This is a genomic window from Streptomyces sp. NPDC053750 (assembly GCF_044544295.1).
Classification (GTDB): domain Bacteria; phylum Actinomycetota; class Actinomycetes; order Streptomycetales; family Streptomycetaceae; genus Streptomyces.
Map to the genome: position 1 here is coordinate 191,333 of NZ_JBITXB010000001.1, position 19,250 is coordinate 210,582.

Consider the following 19,250-nt stretch of genomic DNA (forward strand, 5'->3'; position numbering starts at 1 on the left):
GCGGGTAGGGTGGCTTCACTGTCCGAGCAAGTGAAGCAAGATCCGGGAGCAGGTGACCGTGGAAGCAGGCGAGGACTTCGGTCCATGGCTGGCGCGGCAGTTGAGGCTCGCCGACATGACGCAGACCGAGCTGGCCCTGGCCGTGGACGTGACGCGCGCTGCGGTCTCGGCGTGGATCACCGGGCGGGCCGCCCCTCGGCCCGAGACGATCGAGCGGATCGCTCGTGCCTTGAACACCGATCTGGCGACGGTGCACACCCGCACCACTGACACTCAGGCCGGCCTCCCTGTCGGGTGGTACCACCGTCCTGGACACGCCGACGGTGGCCGGGAGTTGGGCAACGCCGCCGCCTTCGCCTTCGACGCCGACGTCGAGGTGCTGGCTCGAGAGACCTGTCAGAACAGTCTCGACGAGCGAATCACCGACAACGGGCGTCCGGTGCGCGTGCGTTACACCTTGCACGAGCTCACCGGTGAGACACTGGCGAGGTTCCGAGAGGCCATCCAGTGGGACGACCTCTTCCCGCACTACGAGGTGGCCGCCGCCCAGGAGCAGAAGGTCGGCCGAGTCGTCGGCGCAGGGCTGCGCGACATGTACGAGCACGACCGTCTGGTGTTGTTGCGGGTGGACGACTACAACGCCGCGGGCCTGACCGGTGACGACTACGACGACGGCCGATTCGCCGCGGTGGTGAGGCGTCAACTCGACAGCCACAAGTCCGGCACCTCGGCCGGCGGTTCCTACGGCCTGGGCAAGGCCACCCTGTGGGCCACGAGCCGGCTCGGTCTCGTACTCATGAATTCAACCCTGTCCGAGCCGCACGAAGGCCGCACGGAGCGTCGTCTCATCGGACGTCTCGACCTGCCGTGGCGTCAGGTCGATGGTCAACGCTGGGCAGGACCGGCCTGGTTCGGACGGCCGGACCCGAACTCGCAGGGTGCTGCCGTGGCACGTTCCTGGTGGGCGGACGAGGAGACCGTCGAAGCGCTGCACCTGAAGCGTGAGAGCGGGGAGCCCGGGACGTCGTTCCTGATCGTTGGGGCTCACGACGTGGCCAGCCTCGCGGATGACAGCCCCGCATCCGACGGGGACGAAGGTGAGGACGACGACACCATCCAGCGGATGCACCACCGGCTCGTACGAGCCCTGGGCAAGAACTTCTGGGCCGCGATGACTGGCGGCGGCGACCAACTTCCGTTGCTGGAGGCCTCCGTACGGACGCTGCGCAACGGGGTTGTGGTACTCCCGGAAGAGCGTGTGGACCCCACGGTCGTACAGCCTTCTCGTACACGTGCTCTGAAGGCGTTTCTCGACGGTACGACCGTGGACAAGCTGACGGAGTCCGGGCAGGTCGCCGCGACCACCGTGCCTCTCAGCCTTCCCGCGCGAGGTGGCGGGCGGACCTCTCCGGGGGAGCACCGGGCGGTGCTCCTGGTGACGGACGCCGAGGACGCGGACGGCAAGCCCAACCGTGTCGTGGGAATGCGGGGCAACCGCATGACTGTGCGGGACGCCGTCGTCCCCGGTCTGTCGTCGTTCGTCAACCCCTTCCAGGCCGTCCTGCTGGCTGGTGACGCCGCGGGACCCCATGCGCCGTTCGCGGCCGAAGCCGAGGAGTTTCTTCGCGCTGCCGAACCGCCGGAGCACAACAAGTGGGGACGAACCGAGGAGTTGACGCTCACCTACTCGCCTTCGGCCTACCGGCGGATCGCGTCCCTCACCAGGGAGACCAACGCGGCGATCAAGGAGCTTGTGGCACGCCCGAAGAAGAGGTCCAAGTCGGGAGGTGGGCGCCTCGCACCGAAGTTGACCGTGGGTGCGGGGAAGAAGAAGCGTCGGCTCTCGACGGCGACGCTCCCCGTTTTGGAGGAGCTGGACGCGCAGGTGATCGACGGCGGAGCCTGGCAGGTGACCGGCGAGATCAGAATTCCCGCAGGCGGCGACACCTGGCGACTTGTACCGGTGGCGAAGTTCGACGTGCGCTCCGGTCCGCGACCCACCATCGCTTGGGCCGAACTCGTGGGAGTGGACAACTGCCAGGTGGTGGACGGCACTCTGAGGTTCTCCGACAGGGCGCGTTCCGCGACGTTCCGCGGCGTGACCGATCCGGCGACCCATGCCGTCAGGACGAGCCTGAGCGGTCTCGTCGTCGAACTGCGGACCGGTGAAGGGGAGACGCAGTCATGAAGGTTTTCCCCTACCCTCGCCTTCGCGGAACGGTCTCCCTGCGGGTGGACGCGGCGAGAGTCAAGGCGCCGGAGCAGCCCCGCGAGCATCTGGACTCCCGGGCGCGCTCCGTGGTCGAGCGTGCCGTCGCGCTCGGTCTGGCGGAGACCGAGGACTGGGAGACCGCCACTCTGACCGTCTCGGCGACCATCCCTTCCAAGGCCACCGACCCGGCCGGCCCGTGGTCCGACGTCCTTGTGGTTGCGGTGTTGACGGACAGGACGACCAACACCCGGGTCACGTCGGCGCTCGGTCCCGAGACGGAGGGCGGATGTGAATGGCGCGGTGAGCTGCAGGTGCTGCGTGCGGACATCTACGACCGCGCCACGCTGACGGTCCAGGTGATCGCCACGGTGGATGGGGTGCCCGGACGGATCATCGCGGAAGCGGACGACGACTGGGTCGTCGATGCGAAGAGCGACACTCCGACCCGGGAGCAGAGTTTCGACATCAAGGAAGTCGGGTTCGCCAAGGGACCGCAGTGGCTGCGGACCTTCATCGACGCTCCGTGGATCGTGAACGCGTCGGGGGTACTGCCCACGGTGCACATCAACACCGACTTCGAGGGCATGACGGACGTCCTCGGGGCCGAGGGCAGCGGTCCCGAGGGTCTGGTCAACGAGCTGATGGTCTCCCAGATGGCCGCCGACGTGTGGATCGCCGTGTTCCACTCGGCCATCGGTGACCTGGAGATCGAGGACGACGGCACGCCGCTGTTTCCGCACGGTTGGCAGGGTGAGGTGCTCAGGGAGATGCTCCCCGACGTCGTGCCCGACCGGTCTCTCGAGGACGCCCTGCGCGAGGTGCACCGCCGGCGTGTGGGCGCGACGGGATGGACCGAACTCCAGCCACGTATCCAGTACGCGGCGATGCGAAGAGCTGAGGTGCCCAGGGCGCTTTCGGAGACCGTACGCGGCCTGAACAAGCTGAAGCGTGAGGACGAGGCATGACGGAGCGACCGGAACACCTGCCCGAGTATCTGGCTCGGCTCGCCGACGAGAACGCGGCGCGATTCATCACGGACGGGTTGTTGTCCGGGAAGGACAACGTCCCTGCGATCGCTCTCAATCAGGCCACCGAGCCCTTGCCCGAGAGCCCTCGGAGCCGACTTCGCGCGATACGCGATCTGATCGACGACGCGATGTACAAGTACCGTGAAGGCAGGCCCACGCAGGCGGATGCCTGGCTCGCACCACGCCTGCATGCGATCCTGCGTCTTACGCGCGCGGAGGCCGCGGATCCCGCACTGTGGAACTACCTGGCTCTCGGTGTGGCTCCCGACTTCGTGGTCTGGCGGCACTTTTCCGAGAAGACGAGAACCGTCAACGCTCGGTACTTCAAAGGCCCACATTACAAGCAGGCCTTCGCCCGGCTCTGGTGGTCGGCCGAGCTGTTCCGGAACGGGGCCGACTACGAACCGGTCGTCATCGCCTGCGGTAACCAGGACATGTTGAACACGGTGCTGAGGTTGGACGTCATCGACCACCGGCCAACCGCGCAGGCGCTGGTCCGCCTGCTGCAGCGGGGAGACCTGCGGACGGGCCGTGATGCGAACGCTCTGGCCAAGGTCGTCAACACAGCGGCCGCAACACTGATGTACGACGTCATCTCCCCGGACGTGGACCGGGATGCCGGGGCTGTGCGGAGATGGATCGACGAGGGGGACGAAGGGATCTCAGTGCACCACCGCCCCCTCCCCGTCGGACCTGCCGAGGAGCCCGCCCCCGAGGATTCGGTGGCGCGCCTGACGGACCACTTCGCCGCGATGTTCGCTGACGCACCCGTGCGTGGAAAGGGAGAGAGCGAGGAGGACACGGAGGAGGACTGATTCGAACAGCCCCGTGGGCGACCTCCCTACGACTGCGGAGGTCGCCAGTCCCTCAGCGCCTCGACGGCTCGTTCCTTGCTGTCCTCGTCCAGTCCCAGCGCCGCGCACAGGACGTGCACGGCCAGAAGTGGCGGGATCGCGTTGCCGATCTGCTGCGCGACATCGGTGCCCCGCCAGGGGTACTCGGCCGGAAACGTCTGCAGCAGGCCCGCCTCGCGAAACGTGAAGCGGTCCTGTTCCGGGCCCAGTTCGGGCTCACCGTCCGCGCCGAAGCCCTTGAGGTCGAACACCGTGTTGCGGCGCACCTTGCCGGTGACGGTGGCCGAGGGCGCGTCGGAGACACGGAGCCCTCGTTTCTTGGGGTCGCCCCCCGAGCCGTAGTTGGACCGGACGACGAAATCTGTGGAACGCGACTCCTTGAGCGCGTCGCCCATGGAGACCCACGGCTTCACCGACGGGGAGGGCGTGGCGTCGAAGAGGGGACTCTGTCGAGGGTCGGGTGTCCGCGCCAACGGTTCCTGCACCGCGGGGAGGCGCTCCACCCCCTTGCGATAGCGCTGATGCGTGAGCGGCGGAAACTCGACGCTTCGCCCCCTGCCGTCCCCCCGGTAGCGGGCGATCAGAACCGCGCGACGACGCGTCTGCGGCACTCCGTACTCCTCGGTGTGCAGAATCTCGCACTCAGCGTCATATTCGAGCTGGCGAAGGATCTCGCGGTACTCCTTCCAAACGGGGAGAACGGTGGGGACCTGCTCCAGCACCACGACCTCGTAGGGCTTGGCCTTGAGCTTCTTCTCGACGATCCACCGAAGAGGTTGGAGCACGAGCCCGGTGCGCTCGTCGGCCCACTCCAGGTCGACGGCCCTGCGCTCCACTTCTGCCCAGGCCTTCTCAAGGGCCCCGACGGTCTGGCAGGAACCGACGCGCTGGGCCAGATGCCTCACCTCGTCGAGCGCTTTGTGTCCCTCGCGGTTGCCCGCTACCGAGTAGGTCTGGCAGGGCGGGCCACCGGCAAGTACATGGGCCGATCGGACCTCGGGGTCGAGTGGGTTCACCTTCGCCACGTCACCGACCCTGGTGGTCCGTAGACCTGCGGCATCACGAGTCGCGCGGGTCGACTTCTCCCATTCCACACCGATTGCGGGTATTCCGAGCACCTCTGCGGCGATGTCCAGTCCGCCCGGCCCTGCGAAGAGGTCGACGATCGCGGGGGCATCCTGGCTCGCGTCCGGATGTGGTGCTCGGGTCATGAGGTGGAAGTGTAGCCGGCCCCGTGGGCTTGTATCATGCGCACTCGTCATCCTGCGGATCCGCCCTGACCTGGTGCTTTGTCAGTGGCGAAGTGCGTGGGCGATGGCCCGGCCAAGGGCCTCACCCACCGGCGGAGGGGAGGCGTGACCGATCTGTCGGTATCGACCGGTTTTCTTGCCGGTGATCTCCCAGTCCTTGGGGAAGGACTGAAGAAGCGCCGCTTGCTCGACGGTGATCTTCTTCAGTGGCGAACCGGAGTTGTCCGACTCCTGGGTGCCGTCCGGTCCAGGCACCTCGTTGCTCAGCGAGGCGGCGTTGACACCCATGCGGGCCCACGCCTTCTTCGTGCCGCTTGGACCCAAATCGGCGCCCCCACGGTTCTCCGAGCCGCCCACGAGGGTGGGCGCCACGCGATTCGCCTGCCGCGCCCATTCCTCGGCCCCGGTCCAACCGCGTTCCGACATCGACGCACGCAAGGCTTCGCCCACCGTGACATGGTCGTCCACGGTGGCTTCCGGGGCGCGGAACCGACCGGCGAACGGCTCCTCGAGGGCGACCAGTACTCCCTGCCTCCGGTCCTGCGGGACACCGTAATCAGCGGCGTTCACGATGAACCAGTGAAAGCCGTAGTCGAGGTGCACCAGCTCGCCCCGGACGAAGTCGCGTACCTCTTCGAAAGCAGCGCCGTCCACGAGGTCGGGCACGTTCTCGATCAGCAGAGCGCGAGGCCGTATGGCGTGTGCCAGGTAGATGGTGGCCTTCAGGAGCCGGAGCTCCTGTCCGGTTTCCACCCGCTTCGTCGTGGCCGAGGACTTGACGCGTGGCAGGCCGGCCGACAGGAGATCGACGTCATAGCTCTCCTGGTGGTCGACGGGATCGAAGTCCAGCAGGTCCACGTCGAGGACGGTCCAAGACGGCCTGTTGCGTCGAAGGGTCTCGCAGGCCTGCTTGTTCTTGTCCAGGAGCAGGACGGGATCGAACCCTGCTTGCTCCAGTCCCAGCGCGAGACCTCCCGCGCCGGAGCACACGTCGACCGAAGTAAACCTTTCCAATGCGTCCCCCCAACGAATTCACGGCGCCCTGAGGGCTACGCCGAGATTGCTGCACCCCGCGCCGGTCAGCTTTGAGATCTGGTCGAGAAGACGGCCGTCCTGACCGTGTTCGCCACGTCGTCCGGCACCTCGTGCTCCCAGAAGCGAAGGACGGTCCAGCCCTCTGCCCGTAGATGTTCGGTCGTCTCGCTGTCGCGGGACATGTTCTTGTCGAGCTTGTTCCGCCACCACTCGGCGTTGGCCTTCGGCTGCGTCGCGTGCTGCGGGCAACCGTGCCAGAAGCAGCCGTCGAGGAAGATCGCGACCTTGGCCTTCGTGAAGACGATGTCGATGGTGCGGCGGGGCATGCCGGGCACCGGTACGTTGACCCGGTATCGCAGTCCCGACGCGTGGAGCAGCCGCCGGACAGCCACCTCGGGAGCCGTGTCACGAGAGCCCTGACGGCTCATGCGGGCGGAGACTGCGGCGGAGGACGGGACGACCTGGGGCACGCTGCCATTCTGCCGGCGAGCGGTGCACGGGGACCAAGGTCTTGATCAAGTGCCTGCGGAGTCGGCCGGGTGATCTGGTGCGGATGGGCACCTACGGCGGTCCGGCCCTGGGCCCGTCGTGAGTGGTGCCAGGCCCCGAAGGTCGAGTTCCCGTTGCCCGTCGCGATCGCTTGACCTGGAGCGCGCTCCAGATTTGAGGATGGGCGGCATGGATACCACAGATCACCAGATCGTCCTCGGGACGATGGACTTCGGTACCCGCGTTGATCCTGATCGGGCCTTCGCGATCCTTGACGCCTTCGTCGCCGGTGGCGGTGTCTGGCTCGACACCGCGAACTGCTACTCCTTCTGGACCGACCCCCGTGGTGTCGGTGGTGCCAGTGAGCGCGTCATCGGCGCGTGGCTCCGGGCCCGTCCGGGCGCGCGCGACACGGTGCGGATCGCGACGAAGGTCCGCCACAATCCGCTTGTCCCGCACGCGCCGGAGAGTGCCGAAGGGCTGTCGGAGCGCGCCATCCACGCCGGGGTGGAGGAGAGCCTGGGGCGTCTCGGAGTCGATCACGTCGATCTGCTCTGGGCCCACGCGGAGGACCGCACCGTGCCGCTGGAGGAAACGGTCGGCGCCTTCGGCGAGTTGGTCGCCAAGGGAGTGGCCCTGCGGGTCGGGGCGGCGAACCATGCCGCCTGGCGCGTCGAACGCGCCCGGTCGCTCGCGCGGGAGCGGGGCGTGGAGCCGTGGACGTGCCTGCAACTGCGTCACTCACTCATCCAGCCACGCCCGCTCGCTCCCGTCCCGGAGGGCGGCCACCGCATGCTCACCGCCGAGGACCTGGACCTCGCGCGGTCCGAGGGGCTCGCCGTGTGGTCGTACAGCTCGCTGATGTGGGGGTCGTACGTGCGCGCGGACAAGCCGCTTCCGCCCACCTATGATCACCCCGGGACCACTCGGGTACTCGCGGTCCTGGACGACGTCGCCGGTGAGCTCTCGGCCACGCGGAACCAGGTCGTCCTCGCTTGGCTGATGCGGCAGGGGATCGATCCCATCGTCGGCGCGAGCCGGGTGGAGCAGATCGAGGAGGCGCTTGCCGCACCTCATGTGCGGCTCGGTGACGAGCACTTGGCTCGCTTCGCCGAAGCGCGGTAGCGGCGGCGCTCAGGGGAGGAGTTCCATGACCACGCTTACGCCGGCGGCGGCCGCCGACCGTACCGGCGTGTCCATCGACACGCTTCGGTACTACGAGCGGGAAGGGCTCATCGGCCCGATCCGGCGCTCCGTCGGCGGGCGCAGGGAGTACACCGAGGACGACATCTTCTGGATCGGTCTGGTCACGTGCTTCCGCGAGGCCGGTCTCGGCATCGCGGACCTGAGGGAGTTCGTCGCCATCCTGCGTGCCGAGCACTCTCCGCACGAGCGCGTTGCCTTCCTGCGCGAGCGCCGTGCCTCCCTGGAGCAGCGGGTGGCAGCGTTGGGCCGGGCCATACAGGTTCTCGACGAGAAGATCGCCTACTACAGCCCGGTAAGTGGCGCTCCGCCCCGCTGAGGGGGTCTGTTCGCACAGGGCGGCGTCGCGGCGATCCGGTGCTTCACCGCGCCTGACGGAGGGACGGGGTCAGGAGCTCAGCCCCGTGCCTCGTCCGCCAGGTACGTCGTCAGGCTGTCCAGCAGCATGTTGCTGCCCTGCTCCGCCATGTCCCGCTCCTCCGTCGTCGCGCAGGTCTGGCGCAGGACGATCCGGGTGTTGCGGGGGCCCTCCTCGGTGAGCTCCATGGTCATCAGCGTGGGCTCGGGGCGTCCCGGGACGTCCATGCCGGTGACCAGGAGGCGGTTCTCGGTGACCTGCTCGAAGGAGCCGGTCAGGGGGAACTCGCCGCCGTCGGGCGTGACCATCGTGGACTTCCAGGCGCCGCCCGGGCGGACGTCCATCTCGACGGAGCCGGGAACCGCGTGGGCCCACTGGGCGTACTGGTCGGGGGTGGTCCAGGCCTGCCAGATCCGCGCCGCGGGGGCGTCCAGGGTGCGGGTCAGGGTGTAGGAGGAGCCGTTCTCCGCCGCGGGGGTCTGCTCGGTGCTCATGTCGTCCTGTCTCCTTGGATGGCGAGTTCGTGAGGCTGTTGCACCTGTAGACGGCCGGCGGAGCGGAAACTCATCGGTCCGTGGGAGGCGTTCCTTCGATGCCGTGGCACTCCCCGTACGGACGCCCCGTGCCGCACCAGCACGCCGCCCCCCGCTGCGGCGGCCACGCCACCGCGCGGCCCCGTGCCGCCAGTGTCGTCGCGTACTGCGGCAGCAGCGTCGGGTCGGCCGGTGACGCGCCCTCCGACGCCGCGAAGGCCTCGTAGGACGGGACGGTGCCCCGGACCACGCCCAGGTTCGGGGTGCCGGACGACGCCAGCTCGCGCAGGGCCGCCTCTATGGCCGCCAGGTGCTCCTCGTACGAGGGGTACTCGGTGGAGAGAGCCGGGTACGCCTCGACGAGCTCCGTCAGTTCGTCGGCCGGCCAGTGGAGCATGGCGACCGGGAAGGGGCGGGACAGGGCCTCGCGGTAGGCGCCCAGCTCGGCGCGCAGGCGGAGGATCTCCGCCTCCAGGTCCGCCGGGTTGTCCGAGCCGAGGGACCAGACGCGCTTCGGGTCGTGCAGCTCGTCCAGGGAGACCGGCATGGTGTGCAGGGTGTCGGCCAGGGCGTCCCACTCGTCGTGGGCCAGGCCCAGCATCCTGCGGACGCGGTGGCGGCCGTAGAGGAGGGGGTGGGTCGAGTACGAGGGTTCCGGCACGTCCGTCAGGAGCAGGCGGGCGCCCTCCGTGAACGTCTCGTGCGCCGCCTCCAGCTCGTCGTGGGCCTCCAGGGCCTCGGCCGCGATCACCCAGGGGGCCGGGTCGCGCGGGGACGACGCGCGGATGCCGTCGATGATCGCCCGGGCCTCCGCCTCGTGGCCGTACTCCCACAGGTTCGACGCCTTGAGGGCGCGGACCAGGGACGGGTTCTCCAGGCCGGACGCGCCGGTGTCGGAGGCGAGCAGGCGGTCGTAGAGCCTGGTCGCGGCCGGGCGGTCGCCGGACAGTTCCAGGTGGGCCGCGGCGCGCAGGAGCAGGGCCTCGGTGTCCTCGGGGTAGAGGCCGGCGGTCCGCTCCAGGCGTGCCGCTTCGGCGGTGTGGTCGACGTTTTCGGCGGGCGTGTCGGGGCGCATGGATGACACCGTACTGCCGGGAGGTGGCGAAGGTGAGGCCCCCGTGGGCCACAGGAGCGGGCCGCGCGGGCCGACTCCGGTGCCGATACGGGTGGCCGTACCGGGTGCCGTACAGCTCCTGTATAACTGGGGCAAACGCGTGTACGACGCGGGTGCGAGAGGGGGAGCCGCCGATGACCCGAGGCCGGACCGTCCTGCGTCCTCTTCTCGTCCTGCTGCTCGTCCTCCTGCCCGTCGCGCTCGTCGACGTCGGCAGCCTCTCCGCCACCGTCGCGCTCGCCGCGACCACCGCGGTCGCCTCCGCGCTCGCCGTCTGCGCCGTCATCGCCGCGCGCTGTGCGCCCGCCGTGCCGCGCCACCGGGTGCGTACGGCCATCAGGGACCGGGACCTGCGTACGGCCTTCCTGCCCCAACGCGATCCCGACGCCCCCGGCCGCCGCCGGCCCCGAGCGCCCGGCCACGCCCTTCCGGCGACCGCCGCGTAGGGGCACGTCCCTCATCCAGGGCACATCCCCGCGCGGGGCGTGTCGTCATGCCGCTGTTCCCACCGCATCCCGGCACGACGAGACCCCCGGAGGGCTCACCCACCATGTCCGTTTTCGCCAGCCTGGTCGAGCGCCTCGCCGACCTGCTCCAGCCGCTGTTCGGCGCCTCGGCGGTGGCCGCCGCCATCGTCCTGTTCACCGCCCTCGTACGGCTCCTCGTCCACCCGCTGTCCCGCGCCGCCGCCCGTGGGCAGAAGGCGCGCACCGAGCTCCAGCCGAGGATCGCCGAACTGCGCCGCAAGCACGCCAGGAACCCCGAGAAGCTCCAGCGGGCCGTGCTCGAACTGCACGCCGAGGAGAAGGTGTCGCCGCTGTCCGGCTGCCTGCCCAGCCTGTGCCAGATCCCGGCGTTCTTCCTCCTCTACCACCTCTTCTCCAGCTCCTCGATCGGCGGCGAGGCCAACGCGCTGCTCTCGCACCGGCTGCTCGCCGCCCCGCTCGGCGGGCGCTGGGCCGACGCGCTCGGCGACGGCGGGGTGGTCGGGGGCGCCGGGCTGGTCTACGTCGTGCTGTTCGCGGTCGTCGCCGGGGTCGCCGCCTTCAGCTACCGGCTGACCAAGCGGACGATGGCCGACCGGCCGGTGCTGCCGGACGCCGAGGGGCAGCAGGTGCCGGGGCTGGGCGCGATCACCAGGGTCATGCCGTTCATGTCCTTCTTCACGCTCGTCACCGTGGCCGTGGTGCCGCTGGCCGCCGCGCTGTACGTCGTCACCAGCACGACGTGGAGTGCGGTCGAGCGGGCCGTGCTCTACCGCTGAGTTCCGGCCGTACGTCCGGTGGCTACGGTCCAGTACGTGAACGGGGTATTGCGGAGTGGACCTCGACCTTGGACGATCGACCAGTCCTCCGATGGTTGCGCACTGCCGCATCCAGGTCGCACCTCATCGGGCGGGCTGCCCGCGATCGAGGAGTTGGGGATCATGAAGCTGTTGCGAGTCGGTACGGCGGGGTCGGAGCGCCCCGCACTGCTCGACGCCGACGGGACCCTGCGAGACCTGTCGGGTGTGGTGACGGACATCGACGGAGCGCTGCTCGCCGACCAGGCCGCGCTGGACCGGGTACGGGCCGCCGCCGACGCCGGTGAGCTGCCCGCCCTGGACGGCACGGGGCTGCGCGTCGGACCGCCGGTGGCGCGCATCGGCAAGATCGTGTGCATCGGGCTCAACTACCACGACCACGCCCGGGAGACGGGGGCCGAGCCGCCCGCCGAGCCCGTCGTCTTCTTCAAGGCGCCGGACACGGTGGTCGGGCCGGACGACACCGTCCTCGTGCCGCGCGGCTCCGTCAAGACCGACTGGGAGGTGGAGCTGGCGGTCGTGATCGGGCGTACGGCCCGCTACCTGGGGTCGGTGGAGGAAGGGCTGGCGTGCGTCGCGGGGTACGCGGTCGCGCACGACGTGTCCGAGCGGGAGTTCCAGATCGAGCGCGGCGGGACCTGGGACAAGGGCAAGAACTGCGAGACGTTCAACCCGCTGGGCCCGTGGCTGGTGACCGCCGACGAGGTTCCCGACCCGCAGCGGCTGTCGCTGCGGCTGTGGGTGAACGGGGAGCTCAAGCAGGACGGGACGACCGCGGAGCAGATCTTCTCCGTGGGGGAGGTCGTGCGGTACGTCAGCCAGTTCATGGTGCTGCGTCCCGGTGACGTCATCAACACCGGTACACCGGCGGGGGTGGCGATGGGGCAGGCGGAGCCCAAGCCGTATCTGCGGGCCGGGGACGTGGTCGAGCTGGAGATCGAGGGGCTCGGCCGGCAGCGGCAGGAGCTGAAGGACGCCTGATCGTTCGCCTGGTCGTCGCGACCGTGCCGCGCGAGGTTCTCGTTGCGCGGCACGGTCGCGAGCAGCGCTTTCTCAGTCGATGCCCGAGGTTTTCTCGATGAGGCGGGTGAAGACGATGAGGGCCCCCATGGCGGGCAGGAGGCCGGCCAGCGTCCAGAGGATGCAGAAGCCCGCCGCCCCCGCGACCGTCATGCGGAACGCCGTCGGGGCGTCTTCGGAGACACCGGCCACCACCAGCAGGAGCACGGTCGAGAGAACGCCCATGGCGATGACCGTGAAGAACGGCCACAAGTAGTTCGTGATGGGCAGGATCCGCGCTTTCCTCGCCTTCTTGAGGAAGTTGTTGTCGCAGGCGCGCGTGATCATCGCCAGGATCGCGAACACCGACCCGATGATGATGCCCACCATGGAGACGGCGACCCCGAGGGCCTCGTCCATCGGCAGGTCGTCGTCGTGGCCGAGCCAGGCGCCGCCCGCTCCTCCCAGGGTCGCGCTCAGCAACTCACCCCACCATCCGCTCTTCAGGCTGATGTGCACCAGCCTCATGAACTCCATGAAGTACTTGTCGCCCAGGGTGCGACCGGGGGGTTCCTCCGGATAGGCGTCATAAGCATTCGGCGTCTGGGTCACGGACGCTCCCGCTCGCCTGCGGTCGCTCTCAGCGGGCGACGTTCACGCGCTGCTTTTCGGCTTCCATCGCTTTCATGGCCTCCATCGCCGACCCGTGCGCACGCATCTTGCGTATCGCGTCGTACAGCGAGGGGCAGGGCCCCGGGCCGTGGTCGAGCCCGGAGCGGGTCAGCTGCGGGTCGGCGTCGAAGTCACGCGTACCGGCGTTCTGGGTGGGCCCGCGAAGGGAACCATTCATCGCGCTGTCACCTTTCGTGATGCGTGCCGGACGGCGCCGCAGGGGACGGAGTCAGGACCTGCGCATCACGATATGGCCCCTTCGCCGATCGGGCCTGTTCAAGCGGAAACTACCAGTGAGTGAACAACTCCTGAACGTGATGTGAATATTCGGCCCCGCTCGGTCAGCCCAGCAGCGCGGCCAGCCGCCGCCAGCCGTCCCTCGGCAGGGTGCCCGCCGGGGCGTCCTCCACCACCTGGAGGGCCACGTGGTCGGCGCCGGCGTCGTGGAAGGCGGCGATGCGGGCGCGGATCGTGTCGTCGTCGCCCCAGGCGAAGACCGCGTCGATCAGACGGTCGCTGCCGCCGTCGGTGACGTCGGCCTCGGTGAAGCCGAGGCGGAGGAAGTTCTTGGTGTAGTTCGGGAACTCCAGGTACCGGGCGAGGTAGGCGCGGGCGGTCGCGCGGGCGCGGGCCGGGTCGGAGTCCAGGACGACCTTGAACTCGGGGGCCAGCAGCGGACCCTCGCCGAGTGTCTCGCGGGCCTGTGCGGTGTGCTCGGGCGTGACGAGGTACGGGACCGCGCCCGCCGCCCGGTCACGGGACAGCTCCAGCATCCTCGGGCCGAGCGCGGCCAGTACGCGGTGGCCGGGCCGTACTCCCGCCCTGTCGAGGTGGTCCAAGTAGTCGACCATCGTCGAGTACGGGCGGCTGTACCCCGCCACCAGCGGGCCGTGGCTCACGCCGAGGCCGAGCACGAAGCGGCCGGGGTGGGACACCTCCAGCTCGGCGAAGCCGGCCGCGGCCTTGGCGGCCTCGTGCTCCCAGATGCTCTGGATGCTGGTGCCGACGACGATGCGTGAGGTCGCCGCGATCAGCGGGGCGGCGTGCCGGGCGGCGCTGTTGCCGCCGAGCCAGACGGCGCCGAACCCGAGCCGCTCCAACTCGGCGGTGGCCTCGGCCCGTTCGCCGGCGTGCTCCGGGTCCTCGGCGCGCAGGCCCGCGCTCCAGATGCCGTACCGGCCGACCGATGCCTTCAAGGATGCCTTCGTGTCGCTCTTCGGCTGGTCGCTCTTCGGCTGGTTCATCGGCTGCGTTCCCTCCGGTGGGGCGTGGCGATCGTCCTGCGTACATCGCGTGCCAACCGGAGGGAGCGGGAAGTGATTCCCGGGCGGCGCCGGGTCGTGTCGTACGGGCTACTCGCCCAGGAAGCGTTCCAGCGCCTCCACGACGAGGCGGTGGTCCTCCACCTGGGGCAGCCCGGAGACGGTCACCGCGCCGATCACACCGACGTCCGCCACGGTGATCGGGAAGGAGCCGCCGTGCGCCGCGTACGTGTCGACGTCGAGCCGCGAGGACTCCTCGAACGTCGTGCCCTTGGCCCGGAAACGGGAGCCGACCAGGTACGACGCGGAACCGTACCGCTCCACGACCCGGCGCTTGCGGGCGATCCACGCGTCGTTGTCCGGGGTCGAGCCGGGCAGGGCCGCGTGGAAGAGCTGCTGGCCGGCGCGGTGGATGTCGACGGCGACCGGCGCCCGGCGCTCCCGGGCCAGCTCGACCAGGAGCGAGCCCAGCGCCCAGGCGTCGTCGTGCGTGAACCGGCGGAAGACCAGGCGGCGTTCCTGTGCCTCCAGCTCCGCCACGGTCGGGACGGCGGCGGCCTCGGGGGTGGCGCTCACAGGGTCACCACCACGGCGTCGCGGGCGGAACGGCGGGCCGCCTCCAGTACGTCCAGGGCGGCGGCCGCCTCCAGGGCGTCGACCGGGTTCGGGCCGCCCTCCAGGAGGGCCTTCGCCACCGCCGCGTAGTAGGCGGGGTAGTCGCCCGGGACGGTCGCCTCCACGTGTCCGCCGCCGGTCTGCGGGGACTCGCCGGAGCCCACGCGGCCCCACAGCGACTCGTCCTCCTCGCCCCAGCCGGGGCCCGGTCGCTTGCCCTCGCGCAGCGCCGCCTCCTGCGGGTCGAGGCCGTGCTTGACGTAGCCGGCCTTCGAGCCGAGGACGCGGAAGCGGGGGCCGAGCTGGGCGGCGGTGGAGGAGACGTAGAGGTGGGAGCGGACGCCGTTCGCATGCGTGAGCGCGATGAACGTGTCGTCGTCCGCCTCCGCGCCCGCGCGCCGGACGACGGACTCCGCGTAGACCTGCGTGGCCGGGCCGAAGAGGACGAGGGCCTGGTCGACGACGTGGCTGCCGAGGTCGTAGAGGAGACCTCCGATCTCTGCCGGGTCGCCGGACTCGCGCCAGCCGCCCTTCGGCGCCGGACGCCAGCGCTCGAAGCGGGACTCGAAGCGCCATACGTCGCCCAGCGCGTCCTCGGCGAGAAGCTTGCGGAGGGTGAGGAAGTCGTTGTCCCAGCGGCGGTTCTGGAAGACGGAGAGGAGCAGACCGCGCTCCTCGGCCAGCGCCGCCAGCTCGCGGGCCTCGGCCGCGGTGCCCGCGATCGGCTTGTCCACGACGACCGGCAGACCGGCCTTCAGGGCCGTCGTCGCGAGCGGTACGTGCGTCTTGTTCGGGGACGCGATGACGATCAGGTCCAGCTCGGCGGCCCGGTCGAACAGCTCGTCCGGCGTCGCGACCGTCCGCACGTCCGGGAACTCGGCGCGGGCCTGCTGCTGCCGCTCCGGGTTCGAGGTGACCACCGTGTCCAGGGTCAGGCCCTCGGTGGCGGCGATCAGCGGGGCGTGGAAGACGGAGCCCGCGAGGCCGTAGCCGATGAGGCCGACGCGCAGCGGGGGGTTGCCGGGAGGGGTACCAGTCATGCGTCCTACTTTCGCAACGGTGTTGCCAAAGTGCAAGCGGCGGCGACAATGGGGGTGTGAACAGGACGAACGGCGGAGGTAGGGGTACGGGTTCGGGTCCGGGGTCGGGCGCGGGGGCCGTGAGGAGTGGTGGCGGCATGCGGGGGGCGGTGGGCGGTGCCAATCTGCTCGCGCTGCGCAGCCACAACACCGCGCTGGTGCTCGACCTGTTGCGCATCGCCGGTGCGGAGGGGATCAGCCGGCTGGAACTCGCCGAGCGGACCGGGCTCACCCCGCAGGCGGTCAGCAAGATCACCGCCCGGCTCCGGCAGGAGGGCCTCGCCGCCGAGGCCGGCCGCCGCGCCTCCACGGGCGGCAAGCCGCGCACGGTACTGCGGCTGGTGCCGGAGGCGGGTTACGCGCTCGGCGTCCACCTGGACCGGGACGAGCTGCGGGCGGTGCTGGTCGATCTCGACGGGACGGTGGTGGGGGAGCGGCGCTCCCCACTGGACCTGGGCGCGGGTGCTGCGGCCGTGGTGGAGGCGGTGGCACGGGCGGCGGAGGGGCTGGCGGAAGGGCTGGCGGGGGGTGCGTTGCGCCCGGCGGGCGGCGCCTCGGGTACGTCGGGTGGCGCTTCGGGGTCGGCGGGTGGCGCCCTGGGTCGCGTGGGCGGTGCCCTGGGTCCGGGTGGTGGCGGGCCGGGTCGGGCGGAGGGTGGCCCGCGTTCACAGGACGGCGCCCTGGGTCGCGTGGGCGGTGCCCTGGGTCCGGGCGATGGCGGGCCGGATCCGGAGGAGGGCGGCCCGCGTCCACAGGACGGCGCCGTGGGCCGCGTGGGCGGTGCCCTGGGCCTGGGCGACGGCGGGCCGGATCCGGAGGAGGGCGCCCTGCGTCCGGAGGGCACTCGGCGCCCGGCGGGCGGCTCGCTGGGTGCGCCGGGCGGCGACCCCCGTCCGGCCGGTGGGGGGCTTGCCTCCGCGCCCGCCGGGCCCACGGCGCCCGCCGGGCCGACGGCGTCCACGGCGTCCGCCGGGCCCACGGCGTCCACGGCGCCCGCCGCGCCCACGGCGTCCACGGCGTCCGCCGGGTCCGCCGGGCCCGCTCTCCTTGGGCTCGGTGTTGCTCTTCCCGGGCCGCTCGATCATGTGCGGGGTGTGTTGCACCGGGTCACCGGGTTTCCCGAGTGGGACGGGTTTCCGTTGCGGGACGCGTTGGTGCGGCGGCTCGGGGTGCCGGTCGTCGTCGACAAGGACACCAACGCGGCGGCGCTCGGCCTCGCGGTCGGTGGCGAGGGCGGTCCTGCGGAGGGGTCCTTCGCCTATCTGCACCTCGGTACGGGGCTCGGTGCCGGCCTCGTCTTCGGCGGCGGCGTGCACCGGGGGGCCCGGACCGGAGCCGGGGAGTTCGGGCACCAGGTCATCCAGCTGGACGGGCCGCCCTGCACCTGCGGTGCCCGCGGCTGCATAGAGGCGCTGTGCCTCGACGCCGTCGCCCGCGGCGACCTCGCGGAGGCGGCCCGCGTGCTCGGCGCGGGCGCCGCGAACCTCGCCGGGCTGCTCGACATCGACCTGGTCCTGCTCGGCGGCCGTACCGTCGCCGCCGCACCCGAGGCGTTCGTCCACGGGGTCGGCGCCGTCCTCGACGCCCGCGCCCGGCGCGAGGGCGCCCGCGACGGCGCCGTACCGGTGCGGATCGCGCCCGGCGGGACCCGCGGGGTCGCGGAGGGCGCCGCCCAGCTGCTGCTGGCGCCGTTGTTCGGGCGCGGGGACGGGGGCTGAGCCAGTCGGCGGGGCGGAGCGGGGGCACGGGTCGGCCGTTGGTCGGCGGCCAAGTGCCGGGTCACTGGGCGTTGGACGGGCGGCGGCCAGCAGTCGGTAGCCGGCGTGGTGGACACCATGCACGCCTGGCACGCATTGAATCCTCCCCTCCCTGACGGGAGGGGATTCCTGGCTCAGGCAGCCTCCTGGAGCAGCGCTCCAGGAGGTCTTGTGCCGTCGGCACCAGCCGGGTTGAGACCAGCCCGGACGAGCATGACGCGTGCGGAGTTCTTGTCCCGTGGGGAGACGGTTCCGCAGGCGGTGCAGGTGTAGGTGCGCTCAACCAGCGGCAGTGCGTGCTTGGCTCTCGCATCGCAGTGCGCGCAGTCCATGGTGGTGTGCGCGGGGTGGACGAGGCGCAGGTCGCGCCCGTGTTTGCGGCCCATCTCGATCAGGGCCTGCTTGGTGGCGCCGATGGCGGCGTCGGCGGCCTTGCGGGCCATGCTGGTCTTGGCCAGGAACTTCGGACGGAAGTCCTCGACGGCGATGGCGTCGTGGTCGCGGACGACCTTCTTGGCCCACTTGCGGCCACTGTCCGCGCGTTGCCTGGCGACCTTCTTGTACGCCTTCGCCCGCAGTTTCCGCGCCTCGCGGTAGCCCTTCGATCCGGGCTTGCCCTTCTTCGGTCTGCGGCGGGCCATCATCCGGTCGTACCGGGTCAGCTTCGCCCGTGCCTTCCCGCCGTGCCCGGGGTGCGGCAGGTCGTGCGCGTCGGACGTGGTGGTCGCGATCTCCCGCACGCCCCAGTCGACACCGAGGACGCGGCCGGTCTTCGGCAGGGGCTGGACCTGGGCGGGGACGACGAACGAGCCGTACCAGTGCTCGAGGCTGTCCTGGTACACGCGTACCGAGGACGGCTCGCCGGGCAGGTCCCGCGACCACACCACCGTCAGGACGATGCCGCCCGCCAGGTGCAGCCGGCCGTCCTTCAGCCGGAACCCGCGCCGCGTGTAGTTGAGGGACGGCAGCGCCTCACGCCTGGTCTTCCACTTCGGCATCCCGGCCCGACGCACCAGAGGAAGACCACCTTTGATGTCCTGGTGCGCCTTGGCACGGGAGCGGCCGAAGTCACGGACGACCTGCTGCTGGGGAACCGACGAACCCTCCCGCAGCCACGGCGTACAAGCGCGGGCCTCGGTCAGCATCCGGTCCAGCTGAGCCGGACCGCACGTGACCTTCTCCCCGGTCGCCTTGTTGTGCAGGTGCACGGCCCGGGACTTGGCAACGCACTCGTTCCACACCCAGCGACACCGGCCCCACTCCGCCACCAGAGCAGTGCGGGCAGCAGACGACACCCGCAACCGGTACGTGTACCGGGCATGCCCGACCCCCGCATCCACCCCCACCGGCGCCATCCCCCTTCACGGCACCCGCCGGAACACTGCGCCGTCCCGAACCCTGCGAAGGACCATACGTACGACAGCCGCACACACACCCGCCGATCCCCCAGCCACCACCCCGACCAGCGACCACAGGCACACGCGTTC

At 70.7% G+C, this 19,250-nt stretch carries 20 protein-coding genes and 1 pseudogene; 10 read left to right on the forward strand and 11 right to left on the reverse strand.

All coding sequences use genetic code 11. The features are described from left to right. Positions 1–58: 58 nt before the first annotated feature. From ACIGO6_RS00815 to ACIGO6_RS00825, 3 genes are read left to right on the forward strand one after another with little or no spacing between them, the layout of a single operon-like run. The gene (locus ACIGO6_RS00815; RefSeq protein ID WP_399871539.1) at positions 59–2,188 is read left to right on the forward strand and encodes a helix-turn-helix transcriptional regulator; all 2,130 of its coding nucleotides are present in this window, start codon (positions 59–61) and stop codon (positions 2,186–2,188) included. Next, entirely contained in the window at positions 2,185–3,177 is a 993-nt protein-coding gene (locus tag ACIGO6_RS00820; protein ID WP_399869649.1) for a hypothetical protein, read from the forward strand. The genes ACIGO6_RS00815 and ACIGO6_RS00820 overlap by 4 nt, the downstream gene beginning before the upstream one ends. After that, positions 3,174–4,055, forward strand: a complete 882-nt coding sequence (locus ACIGO6_RS00825; RefSeq protein WP_399869650.1) for a DUF6339 family protein — start codon at positions 3,174–3,176, stop codon at positions 4,053–4,055. The genes ACIGO6_RS00820 and ACIGO6_RS00825 overlap by 4 nt, the downstream gene beginning before the upstream one ends. A gap of 26 nt (positions 4,056–4,081) precedes the next feature. On the opposite strand, the gene ACIGO6_RS00830 is transcribed toward ACIGO6_RS00825, so the two are convergent. From ACIGO6_RS00830 to ACIGO6_RS00840, 3 genes are all read right to left on the reverse strand, one after another. Then, positions 4,082–5,305: a DNA cytosine methyltransferase gene (locus ACIGO6_RS00830; RefSeq protein WP_399869651.1), complete on the reverse strand. Its 1,224-nt coding sequence runs from the start codon at positions 5,303–5,305 to the stop codon at positions 4,082–4,084. Between the two features lie 81 nt (positions 5,306–5,386). Then, complete coding sequence (locus ACIGO6_RS00835) at positions 5,387–6,358, reverse strand: DNA cytosine methyltransferase (RefSeq protein ID WP_399869653.1); 972 nt, start codon at positions 6,356–6,358, stop codon at positions 5,387–5,389. 65 nt (positions 6,359–6,423) lie between these two features. Continuing rightward, positions 6,424–6,807 carry a very short patch repair endonuclease gene (locus tag ACIGO6_RS00840; RefSeq protein ID WP_399871540.1) on the reverse strand — a complete coding sequence of 128 codons (384 nt, stop codon included), beginning with the start codon at positions 6,805–6,807 and terminating at the stop codon, positions 6,424–6,426. Positions 6,808–7,057: 250 nt separating this feature from the next. Between ACIGO6_RS00840 and ACIGO6_RS00845 the strand changes: the two genes are divergently transcribed. After that, positions 7,058–7,993, forward strand: coding sequence for an aldo/keto reductase (locus tag ACIGO6_RS00845; RefSeq protein WP_399869655.1), 936 nt, complete (start codon positions 7,058–7,060; stop codon positions 7,991–7,993). Between the two features lie 25 nt (positions 7,994–8,018). Then, entirely contained in the window at positions 8,019–8,390 is a 372-nt protein-coding gene (locus tag ACIGO6_RS00850) for a MerR family transcriptional regulator (RefSeq protein WP_399869656.1), read from the forward strand. 77 nt (positions 8,391–8,467) lie between these two features. On the opposite strand, the gene ACIGO6_RS00855 is transcribed toward ACIGO6_RS00850, so the two are convergent. Both ACIGO6_RS00855 and ACIGO6_RS00860 read right to left on the reverse strand, forming a co-directional pair. Beyond that, on the reverse strand, positions 8,468–8,923 hold the full coding sequence (locus tag ACIGO6_RS00855; RefSeq protein ID WP_399869658.1) for an SRPBCC domain-containing protein: 456 nt from the start codon (positions 8,921–8,923) through the stop codon (positions 8,468–8,470). A 70-nt stretch (positions 8,924–8,993) separates the two neighbouring features. Continuing rightward, positions 8,994–10,037, reverse strand: coding sequence for an SEC-C domain-containing protein (locus ACIGO6_RS00860; protein WP_399869660.1), 1,044 nt, complete (start codon positions 10,035–10,037; stop codon positions 8,994–8,996). Between the two features lie 173 nt (positions 10,038–10,210). On the opposite strand from ACIGO6_RS00860, the gene ACIGO6_RS00865 reads away from it, so the two are divergent. The 3 genes from ACIGO6_RS00865 to ACIGO6_RS00875 all read left to right on the forward strand — a co-directional run bounded on the left by ACIGO6_RS00865 (position 10,211) and on the right by ACIGO6_RS00875 (position 12,360). Continuing rightward, complete coding sequence (locus ACIGO6_RS00865; RefSeq protein WP_399869662.1) at positions 10,211–10,522, forward strand: DUF6412 domain-containing protein; 312 nt, start codon at positions 10,211–10,213, stop codon at positions 10,520–10,522. 104 nt (positions 10,523–10,626) lie between these two features. Further along, complete coding sequence (locus tag ACIGO6_RS00870) at positions 10,627–11,340, forward strand: YidC/Oxa1 family membrane protein insertase (RefSeq protein ID WP_399869664.1); 714 nt, start codon at positions 10,627–10,629, stop codon at positions 11,338–11,340. Between the two features lie 162 nt (positions 11,341–11,502). Beyond that, a complete protein-coding gene (locus ACIGO6_RS00875; protein WP_399869666.1) occupies positions 11,503–12,360 on the forward strand; it encodes a fumarylacetoacetate hydrolase family protein in 858 nt (285 codons plus the stop codon). Positions 12,361–12,432: 72 nt separating this feature from the next. Here ACIGO6_RS00875 and ACIGO6_RS00880 read toward each other — a convergent pair whose 3' ends face one another. From ACIGO6_RS00880 to ACIGO6_RS00900, 5 genes are all read right to left on the reverse strand, one after another. Further along, positions 12,433–12,990 (reverse strand): hypothetical protein, encoded by a 558-nt coding sequence (locus ACIGO6_RS00880; RefSeq protein WP_399869667.1) that lies wholly within the window; start codon positions 12,988–12,990, stop codon positions 12,433–12,435. 28 nt (positions 12,991–13,018) lie between these two features. Beyond that, positions 13,019–13,228, reverse strand: a complete 210-nt coding sequence (locus tag ACIGO6_RS00885) for a hypothetical protein (protein WP_399869668.1) — start codon at positions 13,226–13,228, stop codon at positions 13,019–13,021. A gap of 163 nt (positions 13,229–13,391) precedes the next feature. Continuing rightward, a complete protein-coding gene (locus ACIGO6_RS00890) occupies positions 13,392–14,294 on the reverse strand; it encodes an LLM class F420-dependent oxidoreductase (protein WP_399869670.1) in 903 nt (300 codons plus the stop codon). A 108-nt stretch (positions 14,295–14,402) separates the two neighbouring features. Further along, the gene (locus ACIGO6_RS00895) at positions 14,403–14,888 is read right to left on the reverse strand and encodes a heme-degrading domain-containing protein (protein ID WP_399869672.1); all 486 of its coding nucleotides are present in this window, start codon (positions 14,886–14,888) and stop codon (positions 14,403–14,405) included. Then, positions 14,885–15,967 (reverse strand): Gfo/Idh/MocA family oxidoreductase, encoded by a 1,083-nt coding sequence (locus ACIGO6_RS00900; protein WP_399869674.1) that lies wholly within the window; start codon positions 15,965–15,967, stop codon positions 14,885–14,887. The genes ACIGO6_RS00895 and ACIGO6_RS00900 overlap by 4 nt, the downstream gene beginning before the upstream one ends. A 137-nt stretch (positions 15,968–16,104) precedes the next feature. On the opposite strand from ACIGO6_RS00900, the pseudogene ACIGO6_RS00905 reads away from it, so the two are divergent. Both ACIGO6_RS00905 and ACIGO6_RS00910 read left to right on the forward strand, forming a co-directional pair. Continuing rightward, positions 16,105–16,245 (forward strand): annotated as a pseudogene (locus ACIGO6_RS00905) (ROK family transcriptional regulator); the annotation flags it as partial. 279 nt (positions 16,246–16,524) lie between these two features. Beyond that, entirely contained in the window at positions 16,525–17,724 is a 1,200-nt protein-coding gene (locus ACIGO6_RS00910; RefSeq protein WP_399871543.1) for an ROK family protein, read from the forward strand. 173 nt (positions 17,725–17,897) lie between these two features. On the opposite strand, the gene ACIGO6_RS00915 is transcribed toward ACIGO6_RS00910, so the two are convergent. Continuing rightward, the gene (locus ACIGO6_RS00915; protein ID WP_399869675.1) at positions 17,898–19,118 is read right to left on the reverse strand and encodes an RNA-guided endonuclease InsQ/TnpB family protein; all 1,221 of its coding nucleotides are present in this window, start codon (positions 19,116–19,118) and stop codon (positions 17,898–17,900) included. Positions 19,119–19,250 lie beyond the last annotated feature (132 nt).

Excerpts from the sequence above, each read along its gene's own strand:
- ACIGO6_RS00820 (WP_399869649.1), top strand. The coding sequence starts at position 2,185 with ATGAAGGTTTTCCCCTACCCTCGCCTTCGCGGAACGGTCTCCCTGCGG.
- ACIGO6_RS00830 (WP_399869651.1), bottom strand. The coding sequence starts at position 5,305 with ATGACCCGAGCACCACATCCGGACGCGAGCCAGGATGCCCCCGCGATC.
- ACIGO6_RS00850 (WP_399869656.1), top strand. The coding sequence starts at position 8,019 with ATGACCACGCTTACGCCGGCGGCGGCCGCCGACCGTACCGGCGTGTCC.
- ACIGO6_RS00865 (WP_399869662.1), top strand. The coding sequence starts at position 10,211 with ATGACCCGAGGCCGGACCGTCCTGCGTCCTCTTCTCGTCCTGCTGCTC.
- ACIGO6_RS00860 (WP_399869660.1), bottom strand. The coding sequence starts at position 10,037 with ATGCGCCCCGACACGCCCGCCGAAAACGTCGACCACACCGCCGAAGCG.
- ACIGO6_RS00885 (WP_399869668.1), bottom strand. The coding sequence starts at position 13,228 with ATGAATGGTTCCCTTCGCGGGCCCACCCAGAACGCCGGTACGCGTGAC.
- ACIGO6_RS00840 (WP_399871540.1), bottom strand. The coding sequence starts at position 6,807 with ATGAGCCGTCAGGGCTCTCGTGACACGGCTCCCGAGGTGGCTGTCCGG.
- ACIGO6_RS00890 (WP_399869670.1), bottom strand. The coding sequence starts at position 14,294 with ATGAACCAGCCGAAGAGCGACCAGCCGAAGAGCGACACGAAGGCATCC.
- ACIGO6_RS00915 (WP_399869675.1), bottom strand. The coding sequence starts at position 19,118 with ATGGCGCCGGTGGGGGTGGATGCGGGGGTCGGGCATGCCCGGTACACG.
- ACIGO6_RS00870 (WP_399869664.1), top strand. The coding sequence starts at position 10,627 with ATGTCCGTTTTCGCCAGCCTGGTCGAGCGCCTCGCCGACCTGCTCCAG.
- ACIGO6_RS00845 (WP_399869655.1), top strand. The coding sequence starts at position 7,058 with ATGGATACCACAGATCACCAGATCGTCCTCGGGACGATGGACTTCGGT.
- ACIGO6_RS00825 (WP_399869650.1), top strand. The coding sequence starts at position 3,174 with ATGACGGAGCGACCGGAACACCTGCCCGAGTATCTGGCTCGGCTCGCC.
- ACIGO6_RS00900 (WP_399869674.1), bottom strand. The coding sequence starts at position 15,967 with ATGACTGGTACCCCTCCCGGCAACCCCCCGCTGCGCGTCGGCCTCATC.
- ACIGO6_RS00875 (WP_399869666.1), top strand. The coding sequence starts at position 11,503 with ATGAAGCTGTTGCGAGTCGGTACGGCGGGGTCGGAGCGCCCCGCACTG.
- ACIGO6_RS00855 (WP_399869658.1), bottom strand. The coding sequence starts at position 8,923 with ATGAGCACCGAGCAGACCCCCGCGGCGGAGAACGGCTCCTCCTACACC.